Here is a 23,753-nt window from a genome sequence, read left to right as displayed (position 1 = left end):
TGGGACGGTCGGTGAATTAACGGGGCGAATGGGTTTCAATTTGCCGGAACGGTGCGCGTTGCCGTCCCGGTGCGTTCGACCATCCCTTTCAATCCGCGAATACGGGTGCCGGCCCCTTGGCGAACAGGAAGAAAGGCTCGCGCTCGTTGCAACCCCAGGCGACCGGGTCGATACCACCGAGCACGGTCGTGTGCGGATACAGGTCGCCATTCAATCCCGCCGCGCGAATGCGGGTGAGAAGATCGGCGCCGAAAAGCCGCACATGGTCGCTCTGTCCAAAGTAATGCGTTGCAAAGGGCTTGGACGGGGGAATCGTGAGCTCGAACGTTTGCTTGAGCAGTGGCGAATAAGGCGTTTGTGCAACCAGATGGCCGCCAGGGGCGAGGCATCGGGCGAACTCGGCGAGCGCGGTATCCGGCCTGTCGACGTGTTCGAGTACGTGATTGCAAACGATCAGATCGAAATATCCGTCGGGAAAGCCGATACGCTCCACGTTGATCGCACGGTGGTCGGGCTTTTGCGGGGAGAGATCCCCGGCCACGTACTCCAGCGGCGCGAGCGCGCGCAAGCGCCGCTCGATCCCCGCCTCAGGCGCGATATGCAGGATGCGTTTCTGGGCGATGTCCTTGAGAATCCCAGCCCGATCGAAATAGAGCCACAGGTGCCGCTCGCGATCGTTGCAATTGCAATTCGGGCATAGATGGTGTTCGAGCGTCGAGCCGACAGCGCCGATGTGTTGCATGAACTCCCGGTTGCTGTTTGCCTGGGGATGGGCTATCCAGCCCGGCACCGGGGTTTCGCAGAGCGCGCAGAACTTCTCGTCCGGTGAGGTTGAGGCGGCCTTGCGACGCGCGGCGATCCTGGCTCCCAACGCCTTGCGCGCGTGAGCCAGGTCGGCCTGGAACTGGCTCGAGTCGAGCAACTCGAGCGGATTGCGCTGGACCAGTTCGTCGAGATTGGCGGCGAGGCGTGCAATCTCCGGCAATCGAATGGCCCACATGGCATAGAGCTGTGCCAGCTGACGTTTCGCGCCTTCAAGCGCGAGGCCGCTGAGGTTTCCGGCGGCGGCTTCGCTGCGTGCCAACAGTTCCCATTCGTACAGGCCAGCGCTGATGTGCGGGCTGAACTGATTCGATGCCTGGTCGGCGTGCCGCCTGAACGCACTCAGGTATCCGCCGACGGCAACGATCGGCGCCTGCTCGGAGGCGTTCAGATAGGTCGCCACATCGCCGAGGAAGTCGAGTCGCTGCGAGCGGTAATGAAAAAGCCGTGCTGCATCGAATCGCTCGCGATCGAGCATCACGTTGCTCGGCTCGCCGACGAAGTTGTTCAGCAGGCCAACCATGTTCTGGACGAGGAAGCTGCGATCGATGCGGGCAGTTTTGCCGTCGTCGAGAAGACGCGGAGGAGCGGACGTGACCTTGTCGTCGGCATCGACGAACACGCGCTCGTGAAAGGCCAGCACCGAATCCGGGTTCGCACGCAGCGCGGCGACCAACGCCTCGACCGATGTCGGCAACAGAGCGTCGTCGTCGAAGAGAAACTTGATGAACTTGCCTTTCGCGCGTTCCCACAGCGCCAGAATGTTGCGCGTGCCTTTCTGAAAGCCATGGTGGAAGTACTGGACACGAGGATCGTCCATGCTCTGGACGATTTCTGCGAGCTTGCCGTCGGGCGTGTCGTCGCCCACGAGAATCTCGATGTCCGTGAACGTCTGATTTCGCGCGCTGATGATCGCCCGCGCGAGGTACTGTGGCTTGTACGCGGGGATCAGGATACTGACCGTTGCCATTAAAACGAACTCTCCGTATTCAGTCTGGTTGTAGGCGTCGCGGCTCCGGTCGGCGGCAGGCCGTCGAATGGCATGCAGGCGAGCGCGTTTGGACGCAGGTGTTCAGCGATGCGTCGAGACTACCGCCGATTGCCGCGCTTTAATCCGGGAAACAGACCGCCATTTAGCGGGTATTTCGGACCACTCGAGGTGAGGCTTACAGGCGGACGGCAATCTGGCCTGCTGCACAGTTCGGGGAATAGCGCCCGTTTTCGCGTCCTTATCCATCGATCACGCGCGGCGGCCGGCCATCAGAATAAGCGGCAAGATGATTCATCTGTCGCTGATGCGCAGTTTTCCCTTGTGGCGATGCCAGGTGTCAGAGCGTGAGCGCACTGCGCGCGCTCAGCCTGCACCAGTGCCGGCGTCCCGTTGACGCCTGGACCATCGTCTTTTCCTGGACTATCCGTTTATGAAGCCCATTCGCCTGGTTTGCGGCACGCGCGCCTCTTACGACGACTTCTCGCAGAAGACGGCACTCGGCCGTTCGCTCTCGCTGTTTCGCCACGCGACGCCGCCGCAGCTGATGCTGTTCGACAACAACCGGGCGGGTCTTTCGTCGATCTACAACTACGCGATCGAGCAATCCCGCAACGACCCGGCGATCCTCGTCTTCCTGCACGACGACCTGCATCTGTGCGACTTCTACTGGATGGACCGCATCCGCGAAGCCGTCACGCAGTTCGACATCGTCGGACTGGCGGGCAATACGCGCCGCCTGCCGGGCCAGCCGTCGTGGTTCTTCCGGGACGCGACGTTCACACGCGACGATTCGCAGTACCTGAGCGGCGTGGTAGGTCACGGCAACGGCTTCCCGTGCACGAACATGTCCATCTACGGGCCGCCCGGGCGCGAATGCAAGTTGCTCGACGGCCTGCTGCTCGCGGCGGATAGCGAGCGCCTGATCGCCAGCGGGCTCAACTTCGACGAGCGCTTCGACTTCCACTTCTACGACCTCGATTTCTGCCGCCAGGCCGAATCGCGCGGACTGCGCATGGGAACGTGGCCGATGAGCGTGGTTCACGAAAGCGGCGGTTCGTTCGGCAGCCCGGCATGGCGTGGCGGGTACGAGCGCTACATGCAGAAATACATGGGCGTCTGAGCGCGCCGTCAGCCGCAGCACGCCAGGATTTCCGATGCAAGCGCCAGCCGATCACGAAACACCCACGAACGGCGACGTCCCAATGGACGGGAGTGCGCACGCGCGTGCGCCGTTGCCATCGCCCGGTTTCGATGCCGCCACAACGTTGCAGGCCGCTTTCACGCATCATCAGGCAGGCCGCGTGAGCGAAGCCGCCGAACTGTACAAGCAGATCCTCGCGTCCGACGCGACGCACGCCGATGCGCTGCACTTTCTCGGCGTGCTCGCGTGCGACGTCGGCAATCTGCCCGCGGGCCTCAATCTGATCGAGCAATCGATCCAGCTGCATCCAAACGCGATCTACCTGAACAACCTCGGCAACATGCGCGGCCGCGCGCGCGACCGTCAGGGCGCGATTGCCGCGTATCGCGCGGCGCTTTCGCTCGCCCCCGATTACGCCGACGCGCTCAGCAACCTCGGCTACGCGCTGCGCGAAGAGGGCGACTCGCTGGCCGCAATCGTCGCCTGCAAGCAGGCGGTCCGCCTCAAGCCAGAGCATGCGCAAGCGTGGATCAACCTCGGCAACGCGCTGCTCGATCTCGGCAGCGACGAAGAGGCGCTCGAAAGCTACATCAAGGCGCTCGCACTGAATCCGAACGACGCGAACGCACACAACAACGTCGGCAACATCCAGGAAAAGTACGGCCGCGCCGCGAGTGCCGCCGAGTCGTATCAGCGCGCGCTCGCGCTCGAACCGGGCCGCGCGTCGCTGCATAACAATCTCGGCAACGTGCTGCGCGATCAGGGCCGGCTCGATCAGGCGACGGCAAGCTATCGGCGGGCCGTCGCGCTCGACCCAGGCTTCGCGCAGGCGCACAGCAATCTGCTGCTGTTGCTCAATACGCGGCCGGACGTGAGCTTGCGCGAGCAGTTCGATGAAGCGTGCGCGTTCGGCGCACACCAATCGGCAAAGGCGCAGCCCTTCCAGCACATTGCAAACGCAGACGACGCGGGCAGGCGTCTGCGCATCGGCTTCGTGTCCGGCGATCTGAACTCGCATCCCGTCGGCTTTTTCCTCGAAAGCGTGCTTGGCCATCTGGACCGCACGCGCATCGAACTCGTGGCCTACGCGACGCGCAAGCGCGAAGACGCGGTATCGCAACGCCTGATGCCGCAGTTCAGCGCATGGCACGACGTCTCGCGGCTCGACGACGCAGCGTGCGCGCGCCGCATCCGCGACGACGCGATCGATATTCTCGTCGACCTGTCGGGCCACACGAATCACAACCGTTTGCCCGTGTTCGCGTGGAAGCCCGCGCCCGTGCAGGCGACGTGGCTCGGCTACTTCGCGACGACGGGACTTGCCGCGATCGATTATGTGATCGCGGACCGCTACGTGCTGCCGTTCGACGAAGCGTCGCAATGCGTCGAAGCGCCTTGGCATCTGCCCGACAGCTATCTGTGCTTCACGCCGCCGCCATTCGATATCGGGGTCGGCCCGTTGCCCGCGAGCGCGAACAGCGCGATCACGTTCGGCTGCTTCAACCATCTGGTGAAGCTCAACGATGCCGTCGTCGCGCTGTGGGCGCGCGTGCTCGACGCCGTGCCGGGTTCGCGTCTGCTGCTGAAAACGCGGCAACTCGACGACCCATCCGTGCAGCACGCCACGCTTGCGCGTTTCGCCGCGCATGGCATCGACGGCGCGCGTCTGATGCTCGAAGGCCAGTCGCCGCGTGCAGAACTGCTCGCGGCGTACAACCGCGTCGACATCGCGCTCGATCCGTTTCCGTACGCGGGCGGCACGACCAGCGTCGAGGCGTTGTGGATGGGCGTGCCCGTGCTGACGCGCCGTGGCGAACGCTTTCTGTCGCATGTCGGCGAAAGCATCGTGAACACGGCGGGCCTGACCGACTGGATCGCGAGCGACGACACGGAGTACGTCGCCAAAGCCGTCCGCCTCGGCGCGCAGCGCGACGAACTGGCAATGCTCAGGCGCACGCTGCGCGAACGTCTGCTGGCGTCGCCGCTGTGCGACGCGCCGCGTTTCGCGCGCCATCTCGAAGACGCATTTCACGGCATGTGGGCGCGCCACGTCGCATGCCATCAAGCAAACGACGGGCAGCCCGCCCAACCGCATCGACATTCATCAGGGGACGCCCGCCACGCCGCGGAGCGCAATTTCGCATGACAGACTTCAATCAGAACCAAAACGGCTCGTGGCAGCGCATTCCGACGCCCGCCAATTTCGGCGCTGCGCCGGCACCGGCGGCGCCCGATGCGGCTGCGCAGGAACGCATCGCATCGATGCTGCAAGCGGCCGTCGCGCATCACGAGGCCGAGCGTTTCGACGAAGCGGAAACGCTGTATCGCCAGATTCTCGCGATCGATCCGAATCACGCGGATGCCATGCATCTGCTCGGCCTGATCGCGCACGAATTCGGCCAGTACCAGACGGCGTGCGATCTGATCATGGCGGCCATCACGCGCAATCCGAATGCGTTCTACTACTACAACCTCGGAAACGTGATGCAGGCGTACAACCGGCCTGCCGCCGCGGCCGAATGCTTCCGCCAGGCAATCGCGATGCAGCCCGACTACGTCGACGCGCACAACAACCTGGGCAATGCATTGCGCGCGGTGAAGGATCATCACGCGGCCGTGCAGTCGTTCTGCCAGGCGATCAACCTGAAGCCGGATCATGCGCGCGCGTACAACAACCTCGCGAACACGCTGATGGAACTCGATGAACTCGAGGCCGCCATCGAAGCGTGGCGCAACGCCATCTCGCTACGCCCCGATCTCGCGGAGCCGCGCAGCAATCTGCTGTTCGCACTGAACTATCCGCAGCAGACGACGCCGCAAGCGTATCTGGAAGAGGCGCTGAAATTCGGCGACGAAATGGCCGCACGCGCGACGCCGTTCGACACGTGGCTCGCCGATGCGGGCTCGCGCGAAGGCGGTCCGTTGCGCGTGGGCATCGTATCCGGCGATCTGAAGAAGCATCCTGTCGGGTACTTCATCGAAAGCGTGCTCGCGAATCTCGACGCGTCACGCGTGCAACTGGTCGCCTATCCGACGCGTGACATCGAAGACGAACTGACGGCGCGCATCAAGCCGTCGTTCTCGGCGTGGACGAGCCTTGCCGGTGTCGCTGACGAAGCCGCCGCGCAGCGCATCCGCAACGACAGCATCGACGTCCTGATCGACGCGTCGGGCCACAGCACGCACAACCGTCTGCCCCTCTTCGCATGGAAGCCGGCGCCCGTGCAGATCAGCTGGCCCGGCTACTTCGCGAGCACGGGCGTGCGCGCGATCGATTACATCCTCGGCGATGCACACGTACTGCCTGAAGCAGAAGAAGCGCACTTCGTCGAAAAGCCGTGGCGTCTGCCTGACAGCTATCTGTGCTTCACGCCGCCCACGGATTCCGTCGAAACGGGCGCGCTGCCGATGCTCGCGAACGGCCACGTCACCTTTGGCTATTTCGGCAACGTGACGAAGGTGACGGATCACGTGGTCGGCGTGTGGTCGACACTGTTGCAGAAAGTGCCCGGGTCGATGCTGTTCCTGAAGTCCGGCCAGTTCGACGACGCTCACGTACGCGACGCATTCGTTCGCCGCTTCGCGACACGCGGCATTCCGGCGTCGCGCCTGATCATCGAAGGGCGTTCGGCGCGCGACGAATACTTCACCGCCTACCGTCGCGTCGACATGATGCTGAGCCCGTTCCCATACGGCGGCGGCACGACGACGGCGGAAGCGTACTGGATGGGCGTGCCCGTGCTGTGCCGCCACGGCGAGCGCTTCGTCACGCACATCGCGGAAACGATCTGCCATGCGGCCGGTCTCGCCGACTGGATCGCAGCCGACGATGCCACCTATGTCGAGAAAGCCGTCGCGTTCGCCGCGAACCGCGAGCTTCTGTCGGCGCTGCGCAGCGGTCTGCGCGCGCAATTGCTCGACTCGTCGCTGTGCGACGCGGCACGCTTCGCGCGCAACTTCGAAGCGGCGCTGCACGGTATGTGGGAACAACGCGTCGCGCAGCTCGCGGAGGCGGCGCAGTGAACGCACAGTCGGTCCTGATCACGGGCGGCGCGGGGTTTCTCGGCTCGCATCTGTGCGACCGGCTGGTTGCGGCCGGTCACGACGTGATGTGCGTGGACAACTTCCATACGGGCAGCAAGCAGACCATTCACCACCTGATCGGCAAGGTGAACTTCGAAGTGATCCGCCATGACGTGTGGCTGCCGCTGTATGTCGAAGCGGGCCGCGTGTTCAACATGGCGTGTCCCGCGAGCCCCGTGCATTACCAGAGCGATCCCGTATCGACGGTGAAGACGGCCGTGCTCGGCGCGATCAACATGCTCGGACTCGCGAAGCGCTGCGGCGCGCGCATCCTGCAGGCATCGACGAGCGAAGTCTATGGCGACGCGCAGCAGCATCCGCAGCGCGAAACCTACTGGGGCAACGTGAACCCGAACGGGCCGCGCGCCTGTTACGACGAAGGCAAGCGTTGCGCGGAAACGCTGTTCTTCGACTATCACCGTCAGCATGGCGTCGACATTCGCATCGCGCGGATCTTCAACACGTACGGTCCGCGCATGCGTCCCGACGATGGCCGCGTGGTGTCGAACTTCATCATGCAGGCGCTGCAGGGCGAACCGATCACGCTGTACGGCGACGGCAGCCAGACGCGCTCGTTCTGCTATGTCGACGATCTCGTCGAAGGGCTGATGCGTCTGATGGATCACGAAGGCGAGCCGGGGCCGTTCAACATCGGCAATCCGAGCGAGATCACGATCCGCGAACTCGCGGAAACGGTGCTGCGTCTCACGGGTTCGCGCTCGCGCATCGAGTACCGGCCGCTGCCGTCGGACGACCCGGTGCAGCGCCGTCCCGACATCGCGAAGGCCCGCCAGCATCTCGAGTGGCAGCCGGGCGTGGCGCTCGAAGACGGTCTCAAGGAGACCATCGCGTACTTCAAAAAGGTAGTGAAGCAATGACTTGCGATCTGATCGAAGCGGCTTGTCCCGTTTGCTCGAACACGGTTGCCGCGGGCTTTTTTCCGGCGGGCGAGCAGACCCTGGCGACGCTCGCGTGGCCCGGCTCCGCGCACGCCGCGCAATCGCTGCCGCGTCATGCGCAGGATTTCGTGCAGTGCCCGTCGTGCACGCACGTGTGGAATCACCGCTTCGAATACGACGCGATTCCGTATCAAAGCAACCCGAACCGGATGTTCAACAGCGGCAGCATCTGGAAGGGGCATCTCGCGCAGACACGCGATCTCGTACTGTCGCGCTTGCCCGATGCACCGAACGTCGTCGAAATCGGCTGCGGCGAAGGGCATTTCGTGCGCGGACTCGCGCAGGCGCGTCCGGGTGGCCGCTTCATCGGCTTCGATCCGAATGCGACGCCGGAGACAGGTCTTGGCGTCGAGTTTCATCCGCGCCTGTTCGAGCCGCTCGCCGATATGCGCGCGTTCGGGCCGGATGCGATCGTGATTCGCCATGTGCTCGAGCATCTGACGGGACCGGCACGCCTGCTCGAAGCACTCGCATGGGGCGCGATGTCGGCGGGCAAGAATTGCTGGCTGTTCGCGGAAGTGCCGTGCATCGACCGGGTGTTCGACACGCATCGTCTCGCCGATTTTTTCTACGAGCATGTGTCGCACTTCACGACGGAATCGTTCCGCACGCTGATGTCGCGCGCCGGTGAAATCGTCACGCTCGATCACGGCTATGACGGAGAGGTCGTCTACGCACTCGTGAAGCTCGCGGTGCCCGCGCACGCGCGCTCTCGTGCGGAAGCCTCTACGCGTTTCGCGGCCCGCACTGTGGAAAGCCGCGCGACGATTTCGCAGCAACTGTCGCAACTGAGCGCGTCGGGTCAGCGCGTCGCGATCTGGGGCGGCACGGGCAAGGCGGCGGCGTTCATCCATCATTTCGGCGCGGATGCCGAGCGCTTTCCACTCGTCGTCGATTCGGATCCGGGCAAGGTCGGCACCTTCGTGCCGGGCACCGGCCAGCGGATCGAGTTCCGCGACGTGCTGAAGCAGACCGATGTCGACGTGATCGTGATTCCGACGCAATGGCGCGCGCGCGACATCATCGCCGAGATGACGCGTGAAGGCATCGCGACGAAGCGCGTGATGATCGAGCACGACGGCGGCCTCGTCGATTTCTTCACGCAGTCGCATCCTTATTGAACCGGCCGGACGACGTTTGACCATGCACGACATTCCCAGTCTTCTGAACGCCGCGCTGACGCATCATCAGGCAGGGCGCCTCGCCGACGCACAGGCGCTCTACGACGCCATTCTGCAAACCGAGCCGGCGCAATCCGACGCACTGCATTTCTCCGGACTGCTCGCGTGCCAGACGAATCGCGCGGACGCGGGCATCGCGTTGATGCGCGCATCGATTGCGGCGAATCCGAATGCCGTCTACTACAACAATCTGGGCAACGTGCTGCTCGGACGTCGTCAGCTTGGCGAAGCGATCGAAGGCTACCGGCATGCGGTGAATCTGCGTCCCGATTACGCCGAGGCGCACAACAATCTCGGCAACGCGTTACGCGAAGCGGGCGACGCGAACGCCGCGATGATGAGCTGTGCAACGGCGATCGAGCTGCGGCCCGGCTACGCGGAGGCGTACAACAATCTCGGCAACGCGCTGAAGGATCTCGGCGATCTCCCCAACGCGGTGCTGGCGTATCAGAAGGCGCTCGCGCACAGGCCCGACTACGCGGATGCGTTCGGCAACCTGGCGCGCGCAGAAGCAGGGCGCGGCAACGCGGACGCTTCGATTGCCGCGTTCCGTCGCGCGCTCGCGCTCGATCCGAATCGTGTGGACAGCTACGACAGTCTCGCGAAGCTGCTGCACGCGGGCGGCGAAATCGACGCCGCGATCGAAGTACTGCAACAGGCGGCGCGACGCGATCCCGCCAATGCCGCGCGTCTTCGCATGCTCGCGCAGTGGCTGCGCGGCCGCCATCGCTGGGACGAAGCTGCGCTGGCTCTGACGAACGCGGTGGAACTCGCGCCCAATGAGGCATCGGGTTATCTGGAACTCGGCGACGCTTACCGGGAAGCCGGCAAGCTCGACGCGGCAGTCCTCTGTTTCCAGACGGCGACAGAACTTGCGCCGCGCGACGCGGACGCGCATCACCGCTTGTCCGTCGCGTTGCTCAAGCATGGCCGAGCCGACGAAGCACTCAAGAGCGCTCGCATCGCCATCGAACTCGCGCCGCATCTGCCTGTGCCGCACCTCAATCTGGGCGACACATTGAGTATCCTCGGCGACGCGGACGGCGCGATCGACAGCTATCGGCGTGGTCTCGCGATCGACGGCGATCTGGAGCTTGCGCACAATCGCCTCATTTTCGATCTCGCCACGCATGCCGGCACGACTCCTTCGGAAACGCTCGCCGCTGCGCGTGAATTCGGCGAGCGCGTCGCCCGACGCGCGAAGCCGTACGCACATCCGCCACGGCGAAACGATGGACGCAAATTGCGCATCGGTTTTGTTTCGGGCGACTTGCAGCTGCATCCCGTCGGGATCTTCATCGAATCGGCGATGGAGCATTTTGCCGACGGCAGCTTCGATCTGATCGCTTATGCGACGCGAGCCAGCGACGAAGACCCCATTACACAACGCCTGAAGCGACGCTTCGACGTGTGGCGCAGTCTCGTGAACGTGTCGGATACGCAGGCTGCGCAGATGATCCGCGACGATGGAATCGACATTCTTGTCGATCTGTCGGGCCACACGGTGCACAACCGTTTGCCGCTTTTCGCGCGCAAGCCCGCGCCCGTGCAGGTGACCTGGCTCGGCTATTTCGGCACGACGGGCGTGCCGCAGATCGACTACCTGCTAGGCGATCCGCGTGTGGTGCCCGTCGATGAAGAATCGCACTACAGCGAGAGGATCTGGCGTTTGCCCGACAGCTATCTGTGCTTCACGCCGCCTGACGACGACGTGAGCGTCGGCCCCTTGCCGATGCAACGCAACGGCCACGTCACGTTCGGCTATTTCGGCAAGCTCCTCAAGGTCACGCCCGGCGTGATCGGGACTTGGTCGCGCATTCTGCACGCCGTGCCCGGATCGAAGCTGATGCTCAAGGCGCACCGCCTCGACGCCAACGAAGCTCGCGGATTGATGATCGACGGTTTCGGGGCGCACGGTATCGACGCGTCGCGTCTGATTCTCGAAGGCGGCTCTCCTCGGCACGAATACCTGGAGGCGTACAACCGCGTCGACATCATGTTGAGCCCGTTTCCGTATCCGGGCGGCACCACGACGGCGGAAGCGCTGTGGATGGGCACGCCCGTCGTGGCGCTCGCCGGCGACCGCTTCGTCACCCACATCTGCGAGAGTGTGCTCCACGCAGCGGACCACGCCGAATGGATTGCGCGCGACGAAGACGCATACATCGAAATAGCTCGCATGTGGGCGTCGCAGCCCGAGCGTCTCGCGGGATTGCGCGAAGGTTTGCGGGCGCAGACGCTGGCGTCGCCGCTGTGCGACGCGCGGCGCTTCGCGGTCAACCTTAAAGCGGCATTCGAAGGAATGTGGGCGCAGTACGCGGCTTCGCACGCTGCATGACGCGAAGCGAGCGCTCGCGCGCTTCGCTCCAGATAAATCGAAAGGATCAAAGTGGATCACGCTACTCTTCTCAACACCGCGCTCGCGCATCATCAGGCCGGGCGGCTCGTCGAAGCCAAGGCGATCTACGACGAGATCCTGCGCGCCAATCCCAGGCATTCCGATGCGCTGCATTTTCTCGGGCTGCTCGCCTGCCAGATTCAGCAGCATGAGGCGGGCATCACACTGATGCGCCAGTCGATTGCGATACTGCCGAACGCGATCTATCACAACAACCTCGGCAATGCGTTGCGCGAGCACGGGCAACTGACGCCTGCAATCGACGCGTATCGCGAGGCCGTCGTGCTCAATCCGGACTACGCCGAAGCGCATAACAATCTCGGCAATGCGCTGCGCGAAGACCGCCAGCCGGATGCGGCGATGCGAAGCTGCGCGCAGGCCATCGAATTGCGGCCCGGTTATGCCGAGGCGTACAACAATCTCGGCAACGCGCTGAAGGATCTCGGCGAAACGGATAGCGCGGTGCTCGCGTACCGCAAGGCGATCTCGTTCAGACAGCATTACGCGGATGCGCACAACAATCTCGGCAACGCGCTGATGGAGCAGGGCAAGTACGACGAGGCGATCGACAGCTATCACAGCGCGATCGCGCTCGACCCGAATCGCGCGCTGATTCACAACAGTCTCGGCACGCTGCATCTTGCGCGCGGGGAACTCGCGGAAGCGGCGGCGAGCCTTCGACGCTCGATCGAACTCGATCCCGAGCGGCCCGGTGTACACAACAATCTCGCGAACACGTTGCGCGATATGGGCGATCTCGAGGCCGCGCGGGCGCATTACGCGAAGGCGTTGCAACTGGCGCAGGCGGTCGTGGACGCCTATCAGGCTGGCGTTGGTGCGCCGTCGCTTGCGTACGTCCGTTTGCCGAAACTTCAATTGACGCTCGCTGAAGCCTTCGCGACACTCGGCAACGCGTGGTATGGCCTCTATCGCTACGAAGAGGCCATCGATAGTTATCTGCGTGCCGTCGCGCTCACGGACGACGATGCCGAAGTGCATCACAATCTGGCCGTTGCGTATCTGAAAACCGAACGCTCGAATGAGGCGCTGCGCTACGCGCGCAAGGCGCTCAAGCTGAAGGACGGTTCATCGCGGATGCACATCAATCTCGGCGACGTGCTGCGCTCGCTGGGCGAACTGGAAGCCGCTGTGAACAGCTATCGGAGCGCGATTGAACGGTCGCCGGATGCCGACGTCGCCCATACCGCGCTGCTGTTTTGCGAGGCGAGCATGTCGCAGCGCTCGGTCGAGGATTTCCTGGTCGATGCGATCTATTTCGGCAAACGGATGGCCGCGAACGTCACGCCATTCACACACACGCGTGCGCCGCGCGGAACGAGGCCGCTTCGTGTCGGCTTCGTGTCCGGCGATCTGCGCACGCATCCCGTCGGCATTTTCACCGAGAGCGTGTTGCGTCACGTCGATTCATCGCGGATCGAACTGATCGCCTACCAGACCAACGATGTCGAAGACGAGACGACGCAACGGCTCAAGCCGCTCTTCGGCGAATGGACGCAACTGTGGAAGCTTTCTCGTGAGGCCGCGGCCCAACGGATCTTCGACGATCGGATCGACATCCTGCTCGACATGTCGGGCCATACTGCGTTCAACCGGCTGTCCGTGTTCGCGATGAGGCCGGCACCCGTTCAGGTAACGTGGCTTGGATTCTTCGCGTCGACGGGCATCGCGCAGATGGATTATGTGCTCGGCGACCGTTACGTGCTGCCACCCGAAGAAGCGCATCACTTCATCGAAAAGCCGTGGCATCTGCCGGACGGTTATCTGTGCATGACGCCGCCGGAGCATGACATTTCGGTGGGGCCGCTGCCGATGCCGGCAAATGGCTTCGTCACCTTTGGCTATCTCGGCAAGCTCGCGAAGATGACGGATGAGGTGCTCGATCTGTGGGTGCGCGTATTGCGTGAAGTGCCCGACTCACGCCTGCTCATCAAGGCGCACGAGCTTGATCGCAAGCATGCCGTCGACGCGACTCTTCAGCGCTTCGCAGAGCGTGGCATCTACGCGTCGCAACTGATTCTCGAAGGAGGATCGAAGCGCGGCGAGTACTTCAAGACGTATCATCGCGTCGACATCGTGCTGAGCCCGTTCCCCTATCCTGGCGGCACGACGACGGCGGAATCCCTGTGGATGGGCGTGCCCGTCGTCGCGATGAAGGGCGACCGCTTCCTCGGCCATATCTGCGAAAGCGTGCTGCACTCCGCCGGATTCGGCGAGTGGATCTGCGACGACCAGGCGAGCTATGTCGAGAAGGCGCGCGAGCTGGCATCGAGCGCCGAATCGCTGGCGAAGCTGCGCGCGGGATTGCGCGAGCACGTGCTCGCTTCGCCGATGTGCGATGCGCGGCGCTTTGCGCGCAACTTCGAGGACGCGCTCGAAGGCATGTGGCGCGCGTACGAAGCAGGCAGCAACTGAATGCAATCTCGATGTTCGCATTGCGCCTGCGCGGCGCGATGCGGACATCTGCGTTTGCGCAGGCGAAAAAAAAGCTGCATCGCTGCAGCTTTGTGAGTCCGCGCAGTTCTTCTTGACTACATCGCGCGGCGTTCTTCAGATCGGTACTTAGAGCATGCCCGTCGTGTGGTAAAGACTCACCGACTTGATGCGCCGAAGGGCATCGCCGTGCCGGTCGGCAAGGCGGTCCATGCCCGAGCGCGCGTGCACAGCGATGCCCGCGTCGATGCGCTGGATCGTACGGATCTTCTCCAACGCTTCGGGCGTTTGCTCCGGGCTCAGCGACATCAGCAGCGGCGAGCGTTCTTCGACGATCGCCGACGCGCGCGGCCAGTCTTGTTGCACAACCGCGGCTTCGAGAGCGCGGGTCAGATCCAGCGCGCGGTTCAGCGAATCGTTCATCATGAGTTCCGGTTAGCGGCGTGCGTGCGTTACTTCGAGTTCAGGGAGCCCGACAGGCCGCCGCCGCCGAACAGCTGGTTCAGGTAGGCCGTGTTGTTCTGCATCGTCGTCATCAGCGTGTTCAGCGCCGAGAACTGCGCGTTGTACTGATCGGTCAGCGTGCTCTGGTAGTTCGTGAGCTGCGTCGCCTGATCCGACAGATTGCTCAGGTCGGTGTTCAGGTTTTGCGTGCGCTGGTCGATCGTGCCGCTCGACTGCGTGTACGTGTTGATGAAGTTGTTCAGCGTCGTGCCGATGCCGTTCGTCTGGTTGAACACGGCAGCGACGGTCGAGCTGTTGCTCGAGAGCGCAGTTTCCAGCGTCGTCGAGTCGACGGACAGCGTGCCGTCGTGCTGCAGGTTGATGCCGATCGACGACAGGCTGATGGTCTTGCCGCCGACGGTAATGCCGCCGCCGACCAGGCCGCCGAGGCTGTTCGTGATCGTGTTCGTCATCGAGTCGCCGAGCAGCGGGCCGGCTTGCGAGCCCGTTGCCTGGGTCGAGTCCCACGTCAGCCCCGTGGCCGTCGTGACGTAGCTGTTGTAAGCGGTGACGAAGTCGTTGATGGCCTTTTCGGACGCCGACGTGTCGTTCGTGATCGAGATCGTCTGCGTGCTGTTGGCCGTCGCGTTCGAGATGTCGATGTTCACGCCCGTCAGTGCCGACGTGATGACGTTCGACGCGCTCGTGATCGCGTTGCCGTCGATCGAAAAGTTCGCGTCCTTGCCCGTCGTGACCTGCGTGAAGCTGGCCGTGTTCAGGCCCGAGTCGAGACCTGTGCCTGCCGACACCGACACGGTGTTGGCAGCGCCCGTCGCCGTCGAGGTCAGGACCAGATGCTGGCCGTCGGCCGCCGTGATGACGGCAGCCGATACGCCAGGATTGTTGTTCGCCGTATTGATCGAATTGGCGATGGTCGCCAGCGTATCGCTCGACGATACGTTGATCTGCATGGTGCTGCTGCCCACACCGACCGTCAGCGTGCCGCTGCCGAGGCTAGCGCCTGAGGTGTAAGCCTGCGAGGAAATCTTGTTGGCGGTCGCAATGTTGGTGACCTGCAACGTGTAGTTGCCGGCCACTGCGCCCTTGCCGGTTGCCGTCGATGCCGTCACGCCCGTGCCGCTGACCGCGACTGCGAGCTGATTGAGCGACGTGCCGTCGGACAATCCGCTCAATGCCGTCTGCAACGACGAGAGCGACGACTTGATCTTGCCGATTGCGGAGAGCTCGGCGTTGTCCGAGGTCTGCTTGGTCGTGATCGCCGACGATTGAGCCGCAGTTTTCGCCGTCACGAGCGCCGACACCAGTGAATTCACATCGAGGGTCGACTTGGTCGAGCCGCTGATGATGGACTGCGCTGCCTGCTGTAGCAGGGTAGTGATGTCAGTTGATGAAGTCGAAGTCGACGTGGTGGTCATGCGGGTGCTCCGATTGGCGAAACGGACTGCGTTGGGTTCTCGGCGTTCAAATGCATGATGGGAGGCGAGCCTCCCAACCATGCGATCCAGCTATTTTTATAGTCCGAAGCCGGGCGTGAGCCGCGGCTTCGGCGTGCGGCGCCGTACTGCGCGCCGCCAGTCGTTACGCTTACTGGAGGAGCTTCAGAACTTGCTGCGGCATCGAGTTCGCTTGCGCCAGAACCGAAATACCAGCTTGCTGCAGAACCTGAGCCTTCGACAGGTTCGCCGTTTCCGTCGCGAAGTCCGCGTCGGTGATCTGCGAACGTGCTGCGCTCATGTTCGTCGCTTGCGTGTTCGTCGTCGAGATGGCAGCCTGGAACGTGTTCTGCGTTGCGCCCAGCGTTGCCTGGAACGTGTTCACGCTCGTCAGAACGCTGTCGATCGTGCTCATTGCTGCTTGAGCGCCCGATGCCGTCGAAACCGACAGGCCGCTGACGCCGAGGCTGCTCGCGTCCCACTTTTGCGTGCCGAAGTTGGCCGTAATCTGCTGGCCGTTGAACGCGCCGATCTGGAAGTTGACCGAGCCGATACCGTTCAGGACGGACTGGCCGTTGAACGTCGTTTGTTGCGCAACGCGCGTGATTTCCGTCAGACGGGTCGACACTTCCGACTGGAGGTTTGCCAGTGCGTTCGAGTCGAGCGAGCCGTCGCCTGCTTCCACTGCCAGCTGGCGGATACGTTGCAGGTTGTCGACGACCGACTGCAGCGCGCCGTTCGTGGTTTGCACCATCGAGATGCCGTTGTTGGCGTTGGACGAACCTTGCGTCAGCGCGTTGATCGACGCCGTTTGCGTCGTCGAAATCGCGAGACCTGCCGCGTCGTCGGCAGCGGTGTTCACACGCTTGCCCGACGACAGGCGGTTGATCGCCTGCGACAGTGCGCTTTGCGAACCCGACAGGTTGTTCTGCGCGGTCAGCGAAGCGATGTTGGTGTTGATATTCAGCATTTTGCGTCCTCGTTTGTAAAACGCCTCGATGTGGGAGGCTGTTTTGGCTCGGCGTCGCGCCTTACTGTGTGCATTGCGTCGCCGCCTGTCCTGGTTGACGGCGTGGTCAGAAGAAAACTTTAGGGGCGACCTCGCGAAATTTGGGGGCGCATGGGTGCGAGCGGGGCGTCTGTGGCAGTCGCGAAGAGCGCGTATGCTTGATGACCCGCTTTCCTCGCTCGTGGAGATGTCATGCAGAAACGCAAGCTCGGCACGTCGGCATTACAGGTCGTGCCGCTGATGTTCGGCGGCAATGTATTCGGCTGGACGGCCGACGAAGCGATGTCCTTTTCGATCCTCGACGCGTTCGTCGACGCGGGCCTGAATTTCATCGATACGGCCGACGTCTATTCTGCATGGGTGCCCGGCAATCACGGCGGCGAATCGGAGGCGATCATCGGCAAGTGGTTCGCGAAGTCGGGCAAGCGCGACAAGATTGTGCTGTCGACCAAGGTCGGCATGCTCGGAACTCGCAAGGGGCTGTCGGCGGGCAACATTCGCGCGGCCGTCGACGATTCGCTGCGGCGCCTGCAGACGGACTATATCGACGTGTATTTCTCGCATCTCGACGACGAGGAGACGCCGCTCGCGGAAACGCTCGGCGCCTACCAACAGTTGATCGAAGCGGGCAAGGTGCGGCTGATCGGCGCGTCGAACTACGGCGGCGGGCGGTTGCAGGAAGCGTTGCAGATCGCGCGGGACAATGGTTTGCCGCAATATCAGGTGATCCAACCGGAGTACAACCTGTACGACCGCGCCGCCTACGAAACCGACCTCGAACCGGTCGCGCTCGCCGAGCGGTTGGGCGTGGTCTGCTACTACAGCCTCGCGAGCGGTTTCCTGTCGGGCAAATACCGGTCGCGCGACGATCTGTCGAAGAGCGCGCGCGGCCGTAAGGTCGAGGCGTATCTGAACGAACGCGGCTTTGCGATCCTCGATGCGCTCGAACAGGTGGCGGGCGCGCACGGCAGCACGCCGGCTTCGGTGGCGCTCGCGTGGCTGATGGCGCGGCCCAGCATCACGGCGCCGATTGCCAGTGCGACGTCCGTCGAACAGCTGGAAAGTCTGGTTGCCGCCGTGCATCTGACGCTCACGGATGCTGATCTGCGCGTGCTGAACGACGCAAGTGCCTGATCGTAAACGTCAAAAGGCTGGTCGGAGGGGTGTTTTCCTGATATGATCGGGAGTGAATTGAGATCTTTGCTCGTTTCGTCATGGGTTACTGGTGGCGAAACGCTAGCTAGGCGCGGCGCTGCAACGTGCGCTGCCCGCGTTTCGCGGTGAACTCCCACCTCTCTTTTCCGGCCTCCGTGGCCGCATCGCCTCTCGTTTCAGTAGTGCTTTGCCAGATCTGGAACGACCGGAGGGCCGGCGCGTGAGTGGGCTGACCGCCACGCAATTAACCGTATCAAGCGTTTTTAGGAATTACATGACGACGATTCTTCTGAAGGAAAATGAGCCGTTCGAAGTGGCAATCCGCCGCTTCCGCCGCGCAATCGAAAAGAATGGCCTGATCGCAGAACTGCGTGAACGCCAGGCATACGAAAAGCCGACGACGGCTCGCAAGCGCAAGAAGGCAGCTGCAGTGAAGCGCCTGCACAAGCGCCTGCGCAGCCAGATGCTGCCGAAGAAGCTGCACTAAGCACGCTTCCAGGTACGCGAAAGCACGCCAACGGCGGTGTGAGCTTCGAAAGAAGCCACACCGCCGTTTTTCATTTGGAACGTTGGAAGCTGCGGGGAGAGGTGCGCGCGGCTGGTTTGGGAAAGGGAGAACTCAGGCGGCGGTGCGGACGCGTTCGTCGGAAAGGCCGAACTGACGGGCGATCGAGCGCAGACGGTCGCGCCATTCCCAGGTGCCGAAAACGTCGTGTACGTTCTGCAGGCAACTGAGCAGATCGACGGTGACCTGGTCGTAGATGTTCAGGTGAGAGCGCAGCAGCGCTTTCTTCAGCGCGGCCACGCCGACGTCCATATACGTCGGCATTTCAGCAGGCGTTTTGCCGATGAATCGCACGGGAATGCCTTCCATCGCGGTCATGTAATCGCGCGGGTGGATAAAGCTGCCGACCGGGCAACCGCCGCAATAGCCGCGGTACGCGCCGCCACCGCGAGGCAGCAGCGCCGCGCGGCCCTGGCCGAACAGGTGATCGACTGCCCGGTCGTAAATTTCCTGATGCGTCAGGAAGTTATGGTTTTTCATTTTGGTCTCCCCCGCGCATTTGCGCAGCGGTCATTCGTTTATGGTGCAAGGGTCGACAGTATCCTTTGACGGACTTTTCGCCTAAGCCGCGACTACGACGCCGATTACCGTCCAATTCGCGCTTTGCGGATGACCCGCGTTGCACCAGCGATGCCTTGACGCCTGGCTGACTTCCCCGTCCTGAGGCGCGTCGAACGACATCGCGTACATCAGTTATAACGAGCGAAACGCGAAAAAGGTCAGCCGTTGTGTTGGCTAGCGCTCAGTTCTCGCTCCCGGTGGTCATCACGGGCATTCGCCACATGAGCGCAGCCACGCGGGATGACTTTCCTGAAGCGGCTTTGCCCTTGGATCCTTGCAAAACATCGCACCCGTTCGAGCCGGGCGCGATGACGACATGTGTTGCAACCGCGCGACACGCATCGACAGTCGACATATGACGAGCGGCGCCTCACGTCGCGTTCTTCTTACGCCCCTTCTTGCCGAGCGACGCGCACCGCGAATAGCAGGCGCAATCGGTCTGATGGTCGTTGACCATGCCGACCGCCTGCATGAAGGCGTAGCAGATGGTTGTGCCAACAAATTTACAGCCGTAGCCTTTGAGCGCCTTGCTGAGCGCATCCGACACTTCCGTCGATGCCGGCGCGTGCTGGTAGCTCGTCCACGCATTCTGGACGGGCACGTTGTCGACGAACGACCACACGAAATCCGCGAGCGAACCGTGCTCCGTCTGGATCTGCTTGACGGCCTTCGCGTTGAGAACCGCCGATTCGATCTTGCCGCGATGGCGCACGATGCCTTCATCGAGCACGAGCGCGTCGATCTTTTGCGTCGTGTAGCGAGCGACCTTGTCGATATCGAAATTGGAGAACGCACGCCGGTATCCGGCCCGCTTGTTCAGGATCGTCGACCACGACAGTCCCGCCTGCGCACCTTCGAGCACGAGCATCTCGAAGAGATGCTGGTCGTCGCGCGAAGGGACACCCCACTCGGTGTCGTGATAGTGTGCGAGCGCTTCGCTCGTCGCCCAGTTGCATCGCTGCTCAGCCACGTTCAGGCTCCTGCTTGGTTGGTCGATCGCCGGTCGATCGGTTCGCGCCAGCTTAGCGGAACGGGGTGGAGCCGCAACCTGGCCGATCGGCTAATTGTCGTGGGCGGCGAGACCTGCCACGCTATGCAGTAACACATCAACGAGCGAATCGATGAATCAAGACCTCTATCTGATCGGCGTCGACGGCGGCGGCACCGGCACGCGCGTCGTACTGGCTAACGCTGAAGAGCAGGAACTGGCGCAGGGCACTGCGGGACCATCGGCCTTGGGGCTCGGCGTCGAGCGCGCGTGGGAATCGATCCTGGCGGCCAGTACGCAGGCGTGCGCGCTCGCCGGCGTGGCCGCCGACTGGTCGCGTTTCGTCTTCGGCTGCGGGCTGGCCGGCGTCAACAACCGGGACTGGCTGTCCGCGTTTCGCGCAAAGGCGCCGGCGCTCGCCGGTCTGTCGATCGAACACGACGCCTATTCGACGCTGCTCGGCGCCCACGGCGGCGAGCCGGGCGTGATCGTCGCGCTGGGAACGGGCAGCGTGGCGGCAGTCCTGGACCGCGACGGCCAGTGCCGCACTGTGAGCGGCTACGGCTATCCGTCCGCCGACGAAGCGAGCGGTGCATGGCTCGGCCTGCGTGCGATCGTGCATGCGCAGCAGGCGCTCGACGGCCGCGTTCCCGCCGACGAACTCTCGCAGGCATTGATCGAGCACGTCGGCGTGACGGATCGCGACGGGCTCGTGGTCTGGCTGTGCGACGCCAATCAGACGGCCTATGCGAGCATCGCGCGTGTCGTCGTCGCGCATCGGGAGCATCCGTTTGCCGCGCGGTTGCTACAGGACGCCGGTCACGAAATCGGCAAGATGATTGCCGCGCTCGATCCATCCGGAACCTTGCCTGTCGCGCTGTGCGGCGGGCTCGGCAAGCCGTTGAGCGAGTATGTACCTGCACCGTATCGAGATCGGCTCCGTGAGCCGCTTTCGGACTCGGCGCATGGGGCGCTGCAACTGGCCCAGCGGGAAGCCGTTCGGATCGGTCGTGCATGACGGGCAGCGCGCGAGAGCGGGATTGGAAGCGCGCGAGCCGGAACGAAGGGCGGTACGCCCGAAGGCGATAAAATAGACGTTTTCCGACGCCGCAGGCCGCCTCCCATGTACAAAGTCATCGCCAGCGATCTGGACGGAACCCTGCTGAACAGCAACCATCAGGTCGACCCTTTTACGATCAGCACGGTGCGCGCGCTCGAAGCGCAAGGCATACACATCGTGATCGCGACGGGGCGCCACTATTGCGACGTCGCAGGAATTCGCGACGTGCTGGGTATCCGGCCGTATCTGATCACGTCGAACGGCGCACGCGTCCACTCGCCCGACGACGAAATGATCTTCGCCGACGATCTCCAGGCGGACATGGTCAAGGAACTGGTGAAACAGAAGATGGTGGGCGAGCACGGGCGCGTGATCGTCAATCTGTTTGCCGATCGCGAATGGCTGATCGATCGGGACGCGCCGGAGTTGCTGCGCTATCACCAGGATTCGGGCTTTACCTATAACGTGACGGACTTGCTGCAGCACGACGGGGCGGACATCGCAAAGGCGCTGTATATCGGCGACCCGAAAGATCTCGCTGTGGTGGCGGCCAATCTGGAGCGGACGTTCGGCGAGGCGCTGTACGTCACGTATTCGCTGCCGGATTGTCTCGAGGTGATGTCGGCGAACGTATCGAAAGGACGCGCACTGCAGTTCGTGCTCGACCGGTTGAACGTGCCAGCCGCAAAGTGTGTAGCGTTCGGCGACAACATGAACGACATCGACATGCTGGAAACGGCTGGCCATCCGTTCATGATGAACAACGCCAATCCTGATCTGATGAAGCGCCTGCCGGAGGTGCCTCGCATCGGCAACAATTTCGAAGCGGGCGTCGCGCATCATTTGCGCAAGCTGTTTTCCCTCGACGACGAGTTGACGGCGTAAATCTCACCGATCAAATAGAAAGAGAAAGGCGCGTCCCCGTGCGGAGACGCGCCATGCCGAGTGAAGAAAACCAAACCTAGGCGAATGCAGTAGCCGGCTTATACGGCCTTAGTCGCGGTAGCCGCCGCCCCGGTGGTCATTCCATCGGTTGCCGTAGTTGTTGTTATTCCAACGATTGTCGCGATCCCCGCGGCCACGGTCCCAGCCGCGATCGTGTCGATAGCCGTCGTCTCGATGGTCACCCCAATACCGGTTTCCGTAGTACACCGGCTGCGGGGCGGGCGTGACATAGACCGGTGCGGGCGTTCCGAGCGACAGGCCGATGTTCAGGTCCGTATGCGCCTGTGCGACACCGCATGCGCCAGCGGCGAGGCCAACTGCTACGAGCATGTGAGTGACGATGCGCTTCATTGTGCTTCTCCTGTGAATGCGGCGTGTTTGCCGTACAGGTTCAATCTACGCGTCGTCGGCGCACGCTGCTGCGACAGGATGTTACGAAGTGAAAGCATGCGATGCCCGTATTGCCGGCGTATTCCAGTGCTCGGGCAATGTCTCATGAGACGCGACGTCACGAGGCGTCAGGCCCTTTGCCTATATACGTTGGGGCGGCGCGGGCTGGCCGCTCTGAGAACTGAAAGACATTCATAAAGGCGCCGAATGCGACCGTAAACCAGCCTTACATTTGAACCATCTATTAATGTGAAAGAGGCGCGTCTTTCGAGTGATATACAAGAAAACGGGGCGCCGAAGCGCCCCGTTTTCATTCAAACCGGATAGCGGCCAATCACGCCGTCACACGCTCGCGCTCGGCTTCCGCGACGTGCCACGCGCTGCCGGCAACCAGCGGATACACGATGCCGGCGATCACGGCGCCAAGAATCGGCGCGACCCAGAAGAGCCACAGCTGATCGACAGCCGCACCTCCGACGAACAGCGCCGGACCCGTCGAACGCGCCGGATTCACGGACGTATTGGTGACAGGAATCGAGATCAGATGGATCAAGGTGAGGCACAGGCCGATGGCGATGGGCGCGAAGCCGGCGGGCGCCCGCTTGTCGGTGGCGCCGAGAATGACGAACAGGAAGAAAGCCGTCATCACCGTTTCGCACACGAACGCGGCCGGCAACGCGTAGTGGCCCGGCGAACGGTCGCCGTAGCCGTTGCTCGCGAACCCACTTGCGACCAGATGGAAATCCGGATTCCCCGACGCAATGACGGACAGCACATACGCGCCGAGCACGGCGCCCAGCACCTGCGCGACGATGTACGGTACGAGGTCGCGCGCCGGGAAGCGGCCCGCGACAGTCAACCCGACGCTGACGGCCGGATTCAGATGGCAGCCGGAAATATGTCCGATTGCATAAGCCATGGTCAGGACAGTCAGGCCGAACGCGAGCGACACGCCCACGAAGCCGATGCCGAGACCATGAACCGGGCCGGCGAAATTTGCCGCTAGGACGGCGCTGCCGCAACCTCCGAGAACGAGCCAGAAGGTGCCGAACAGCTCCGCCGCAAGGCGCTTGGAGAGGTTCATCGTGTGTAATCCTAATAAGTACGGGGGATTCAAGGACGAGAGCGCACGCGCTGCCCGGCACTTGCGAGCGCA

19 protein-coding genes are annotated in these 23,753 nt (G+C 63.1%); 11 read left to right on the top strand and 8 right to left on the bottom strand.

Features of this window, described 5'->3' with window-relative positions:
• Positions 1 to 88 precede the first annotated feature (88 nt).
• The gene (locus G3N95_RS07760; RefSeq protein WP_205969423.1) at positions 89 to 1,792 is read right to left on the bottom strand and encodes a glycosyltransferase; all 1,704 of its coding nucleotides are present in this window, start codon (positions 1,790 to 1,792) and stop codon (positions 89 to 91) included.
• Between the two features lie 451 nt (positions 1,793 to 2,243).
• Here G3N95_RS07760 and G3N95_RS07755 point away from each other — a divergent pair, with 451 nt between their 5' ends.
• Genes G3N95_RS07755 through G3N95_RS07725 form a run of 7 tightly spaced genes read left to right on the top strand, consistent with a single transcriptional unit; the run spans position 2,244 to position 14,008 of the window.
• Complete coding sequence (locus tag G3N95_RS07755; RefSeq protein WP_205969422.1) at positions 2,244 to 2,933, top strand: glycosyltransferase; 690 nt, start codon at positions 2,244 to 2,246, stop codon at positions 2,931 to 2,933.
• 34 nt (positions 2,934 to 2,967) lie between these two features.
• A complete protein-coding gene (locus tag G3N95_RS07750; protein WP_205969421.1) occupies positions 2,968 to 5,100 on the top strand; it encodes a tetratricopeptide repeat protein in 2,133 nt (710 codons plus the stop codon).
• Positions 5,097 to 6,977 (top strand): tetratricopeptide repeat protein, encoded by a 1,881-nt coding sequence (locus G3N95_RS07745; protein WP_241018309.1) that lies wholly within the window; start codon positions 5,097 to 5,099, stop codon positions 6,975 to 6,977. Before G3N95_RS07750 ends, G3N95_RS07745 begins: the two co-directional genes overlap by 4 nt.
• Entirely contained in the window at positions 6,974 to 7,915 is a 942-nt protein-coding gene (locus G3N95_RS07740) for a UDP-glucuronic acid decarboxylase family protein (RefSeq protein WP_205969420.1), read from the top strand. The genes G3N95_RS07745 and G3N95_RS07740 overlap by 4 nt, the downstream gene beginning before the upstream one ends.
• Positions 7,912 to 9,117 carry a class I SAM-dependent methyltransferase gene (locus G3N95_RS07735; RefSeq protein WP_205969419.1) on the top strand — a complete coding sequence of 402 codons (1,206 nt, stop codon included), beginning with the start codon at positions 7,912 to 7,914 and terminating at the stop codon, positions 9,115 to 9,117. Before G3N95_RS07740 ends, G3N95_RS07735 begins: the two co-directional genes overlap by 4 nt.
• Before the next feature lie 22 nt (positions 9,118 to 9,139).
• Positions 9,140 to 11,515, top strand: a complete 2,376-nt coding sequence (locus G3N95_RS07730; protein WP_205969418.1) for a tetratricopeptide repeat protein — start codon at positions 9,140 to 9,142, stop codon at positions 11,513 to 11,515.
• A 51-nt stretch (positions 11,516 to 11,566) separates the two neighbouring features.
• Complete coding sequence (locus G3N95_RS07725; protein ID WP_205969417.1) at positions 11,567 to 14,008, top strand: glycosyltransferase family 41 protein; 2,442 nt, start codon at positions 11,567 to 11,569, stop codon at positions 14,006 to 14,008.
• A 147-nt stretch (positions 14,009 to 14,155) separates the two neighbouring features.
• Here the strand turns inward: G3N95_RS07725 and G3N95_RS07720 are convergent, their stop codons facing one another.
• The 3 genes from G3N95_RS07720 to G3N95_RS07710 all read right to left on the bottom strand — a co-directional run bounded on the left by G3N95_RS07720 (position 14,156) and on the right by G3N95_RS07710 (position 16,894).
• Entirely contained in the window at positions 14,156 to 14,452 is a 297-nt protein-coding gene (locus G3N95_RS07720) for a flagellar protein FliT (RefSeq protein WP_205969416.1), read from the bottom strand.
• A gap of 26 nt (positions 14,453 to 14,478) precedes the next feature.
• Positions 14,479 to 15,906, bottom strand: a complete 1,428-nt coding sequence (fliD, locus tag G3N95_RS07715; protein ID WP_205969415.1) for a flagellar filament capping protein FliD — start codon at positions 15,904 to 15,906, stop codon at positions 14,479 to 14,481.
• A 169-nt stretch (positions 15,907 to 16,075) separates the two neighbouring features.
• Positions 16,076 to 16,894, bottom strand: a complete 819-nt coding sequence (locus G3N95_RS07710; protein ID WP_205969414.1) for a flagellin domain-containing protein — start codon at positions 16,892 to 16,894, stop codon at positions 16,076 to 16,078.
• 231 nt (positions 16,895 to 17,125) lie between these two features.
• Here G3N95_RS07710 and G3N95_RS07705 point away from each other — a divergent pair, with 231 nt between their 5' ends.
• Positions 17,126 to 18,067, top strand: a complete 942-nt coding sequence (locus tag G3N95_RS07705) for an aldo/keto reductase (RefSeq protein ID WP_205969413.1) — start codon at positions 17,126 to 17,128, stop codon at positions 18,065 to 18,067.
• A 295-nt stretch (positions 18,068 to 18,362) separates the two neighbouring features.
• Positions 18,363 to 18,575, top strand: coding sequence for a 30S ribosomal protein S21 (gene rpsU / locus G3N95_RS07700; protein ID WP_007581560.1), 213 nt, complete (start codon positions 18,363 to 18,365; stop codon positions 18,573 to 18,575).
• Positions 18,576 to 18,707: 132 nt separating this feature from the next.
• Here the strand turns inward: rpsU and G3N95_RS07695 are convergent, their stop codons facing one another.
• Together G3N95_RS07695 and G3N95_RS07690 are read right to left on the bottom strand one after the other, a co-directional pair.
• A complete protein-coding gene (locus tag G3N95_RS07695) occupies positions 18,708 to 19,133 on the bottom strand; it encodes a hypothetical protein (protein ID WP_205969412.1) in 426 nt (141 codons plus the stop codon).
• Positions 19,134 to 19,584: 451 nt separating this feature from the next.
• Positions 19,585 to 20,184: a DNA-3-methyladenine glycosylase I gene (locus G3N95_RS07690; protein WP_205969411.1), complete on the bottom strand. Its 600-nt coding sequence runs from the start codon at positions 20,182 to 20,184 to the stop codon at positions 19,585 to 19,587.
• 151 nt (positions 20,185 to 20,335) lie between these two features.
• On the opposite strand from G3N95_RS07690, the gene G3N95_RS07685 reads away from it, so the two are divergent.
• Both G3N95_RS07685 and G3N95_RS07680 read left to right on the top strand, forming a co-directional pair.
• Complete coding sequence (locus G3N95_RS07685; RefSeq protein ID WP_205969410.1) at positions 20,336 to 21,220, top strand: BadF/BadG/BcrA/BcrD ATPase family protein; 885 nt, start codon at positions 20,336 to 20,338, stop codon at positions 21,218 to 21,220.
• A 105-nt stretch (positions 21,221 to 21,325) separates the two neighbouring features.
• Complete coding sequence (locus G3N95_RS07680) at positions 21,326 to 22,147, top strand: Cof-type HAD-IIB family hydrolase (protein ID WP_205969409.1); 822 nt, start codon at positions 21,326 to 21,328, stop codon at positions 22,145 to 22,147.
• Positions 22,148 to 22,255: 108 nt separating this feature from the next.
• Here G3N95_RS07680 and G3N95_RS07675 read toward each other — a convergent pair whose 3' ends face one another.
• Together G3N95_RS07675 and aqpZ are read right to left on the bottom strand one after the other, a co-directional pair.
• The gene (locus G3N95_RS07675; protein ID WP_205969408.1) at positions 22,256 to 22,558 is read right to left on the bottom strand and encodes a PXPV repeat protein; all 303 of its coding nucleotides are present in this window, start codon (positions 22,556 to 22,558) and stop codon (positions 22,256 to 22,258) included.
• Positions 22,559 to 22,931: 373 nt separating this feature from the next.
• Entirely contained in the window at positions 22,932 to 23,681 is a 750-nt protein-coding gene (gene aqpZ, locus G3N95_RS07670) for an aquaporin Z (protein ID WP_205969407.1), read from the bottom strand.
• Between the last annotated feature and the right edge of the window lie 72 nt (positions 23,682 to 23,753).

Origin of the sequence: Paraburkholderia sp. Tr-20389, assembly GCF_017104565.1 — a bacterium.
Taxonomy (GTDB): domain Bacteria; phylum Pseudomonadota; class Gammaproteobacteria; order Burkholderiales; family Burkholderiaceae; genus Paraburkholderia.
This window is presented reverse-complemented; position numbering and strand designations above follow the sequence as displayed.